Raw genomic sequence first — 3,084 nt, 5'->3', positions numbered from 1 at the left:
CCCCCTTCCGTGTCCGGCCGCGCGCGCCCCGCAGGAGGGTGTAGAGCGCAGCGAAACCCATGCTGCCGATTCCGCTCCGAGCCCCTGTCGATCACCGCCTATACCTCGCCCATTGCTGCCCCGTTGCGGGCCCGCTGCTGCCCCTCCAGCAACCCCTGTGCAAGGGCCGTAAACCCGCCCCCATAACTCTAATAACCCATTGATTTACATCGATTTTAAATAATCGAAAAACCGCAAAGCCCCTGGCACAGCCGTTGCTCTGGTGGAAGGCGAAAGAGGCGCAGGAAGGGAAAACCCATAAGCGCCCGGGAAACGAGAAACGCCAATACGTCCTTCCTGAACAGGGGTAAACCAGATGTACCGTCCTTCCCTTCTGGCCAGCGCCATCGCCCTGGCCACCAGCAGCCTTGCACTTCCCGGCCTCGCCGCAGAATCCGCCACAAAACCCACCGCCAACGGCGAACGCCTGGACACGGTGGTGGTGGTCGGCACCCGCCGCAGCGACCTCACCGCACTGGAAAGCGCCGCACCGGTGGATGTGCTCAGCGGCGAACAATTGCAGGAGACCGGCGCCCAGGACCTCTCCGGCGCCCTCACCGCGCTGTCGCCGTCCTTCAGCTTCCCGCAGGCGCCCCAGGGTGCCTTCGCCGGCTCCATCGCCCAGGGCGCTTCGCTGCGCGGGCTGGCCTCCGACCAGGTGCTGGTGCTGATCAACGGCAAGCGCCGCCACACCAGCGCCAACGTCACCCGCCAGGGGCTGGTCAACGGCCGTGGCGCGGCGGCGGTGGACCTCAGCCTGATCCCCCTGGCGGCGATCCAGCGCGTGGAAATCCTCCGCGACGGCGCCGCCGCCCAGTACGGCTCGGACGCCATCGCCGGGGTGATCAACATCGTGCTCAAGGAGCGCGACGACGGCGGCAACCTCGGCTACCGCTTCGGCGGCTACGACAAGGGCGACGGCCTGCAACGCAAGCTCAGCGGCTGGAAGGGCTTCGCCCTGCCCAACGACGGCTTCGTCACCCTCGCCTTCGATGCCGGCAGCCAGGACCCGGCCAGCGACACCAACCCGGACAACCGCATTTTCTACCCCGGCTCCACCAGCACCAACACGCCACGGGAACAGAACAACCCCAACCGCACCTGGCGCTGGGGCTCGGGCAATGTCTCCGACCAGTACAACTTCACCGCCAACGGCGAGGTCGGCCTGGCCGACGGCCTGACCGCCTACGCCTTCGCCACCTACGCCCACAAGAACAGCGACGCCGAAAGCTTCTTCGACCCACCCACCGCCCTGCGCAACAACTACGGCAGCGTGGCCCTGGCGCGCTTCCCCGACGGCCGCATCCCGATCACCCGCTACACCCTGGAGGACTATGCGGCGACCGGCGGCCTGCGCTACGAGGACGAAGCCCTGGGCAGGTTCGACCTGGCCCTCAACCACGGCGACAACTCGGTGAAGTCCACCGACCGCAACGCCATCAACCCCAGCTGGGGCGCCAGCAGCCCGGAGAAGATCTACACCGGCGAACGCGAGGCCGACCAGACCAACCTGACCCTGGACTGGACCCGCGACTTCCCCACCGACCTGCTGTACAAGCCGCTGACCCTCTCCGCCGGCCTCGCCTGGCGCAAGGAGAACTACGAACTGAGCGCGGGCGAGGCGGCCGGCTGGCAGAACGGGCCGCTGTTCAACACCCTCGACCCGGTCACCGGGCGGCGCCTCCCCGGCTACTACTCGGGCATCACCAACGTCGACGCCGTGTCGCTGGACCGCAAGGTCTGGGGTGCCTATGTCGATGTCGAAGGCCAGGTCACGGAGAAATTCCAGGCCGGCGTCGCCGCGCGCACCGAGCACTACTCGGACTTCGGCGACACCACCAACGGCAAGCTCTCGCTGCGCTATGACTTCACCCCCGAGATCGCCGCCCGTGCCACCGCCAGCACCGGCTACCGTGCCCCCTCACTGGTGCAGAGCGGTCTGTCGTCCTTCAGCGTGCAGGTGGTCGAGCAGCCCACGGGCAGCGGCAACTGGGTGGAAGTGCAGCAACGCACCCTGCGCGCCGACAGCCCCGAGGCCGCGTTGCTGGGCGGCAAGGCACTGAAGCCGGAGGAGTCCACCCACTACTCCCTGGGCCTGGTCTGGCGCCCGCTGGACAACGCCTCCTTCACCGTCGACGCCTACCGCATCGACATCGAGAACCGCATCACCCTGTCCGACCAGCTGCCCGCCACCGTGGTCGGGCCGATCTTCGCCGGCACGCCCTACGCCAACATCCAGAGCGCGGCCTTCTACACCAACGTCGCCGACACCCGCACCCGGGGCATCGAGTTCACCGGCAACTACCAGTGGAACCTGGAACGCGCCGGCCGCCTCAACCTCAGTGCCGGCTACAGCCGCAACCGCACCGAGATCACCAAGCTGCGCGATGTCGGCAGCATCCGTGGCTCGCAGATCGTCGGGCGCAACACCCAGGGCCTGATCGAGGAAGGCACCCCGGACGACAAGCTCACCCTCAGCGCCAACTGGCTCTACGAGGGCTGGGGCCTGACCCTGGCGCAGCGCCGCTACGGCGAATGGAAGTCGCTCAACGCCAGCAACCCGGCCCTGGACCAGACCTTCAGCGCCCAGTGGGTGACCGACCTGGACCTCAGCTACAGCTTCCAGCAGGGGCTCAAGGTCTCGGTGGGGGCGATCAACCTTTTCGACAGCCACCCCGACAAGCTCGAAGGCGCGCAGTTGTATGGCGTGCCCAAGTACAGCATCACCTCGCCGGAAGGCGCGCAGGGGGCGTTCTATTACACCAGCGTCAGCTACGACTTCTGACCCAACGCCAGGGCCCCAGGCGGGGCCCACACCTGCCCCCGGAGGATGGGAGAGCGCAGCGCAACCCATGCTGCCGCCGCCCATCTCAACCCCGCACGGTGGAGGTGAAAAGCGACCTCCACCCTACACAGCCCCCAACCCCGCAGCCCCGTAGGGGCGAATTCATTCGCCCAAACCCCAAACCCCCAACCCCACAAGAAACACCCGTCGGATGGGTAGAACGCAGCGAAACCCATGCTGCCGAGGCCCACCCCAACCCC

Annotated in this window: 1 protein-coding gene; it reads left to right on the top strand. The window is 67.4% G+C overall.

Annotated features, from left to right (window positions below; genetic code table 11):
- Nucleotides 1–355 precede the first annotated feature (355 nt).
- Complete coding sequence (locus tag DMX10_RS32095) at nt 356–2,824, top strand: TonB-dependent siderophore receptor (protein WP_111264877.1); 2,469 nt, start codon at nt 356–358, stop codon at nt 2,822–2,824.
- The last annotated feature ends 260 nt before the right edge of the window (nt 2,825–3,084 follow it).

Origin of the sequence: Pseudomonas sp. 57B-090624 (assembly GCF_003234055.1) — a bacterium.
Classification (GTDB): Bacteria; Pseudomonadota; Gammaproteobacteria; order Pseudomonadales; family Pseudomonadaceae; genus Metapseudomonas; species Metapseudomonas tohonis.
This window is presented reverse-complemented; position numbering and strand designations above follow the sequence as displayed.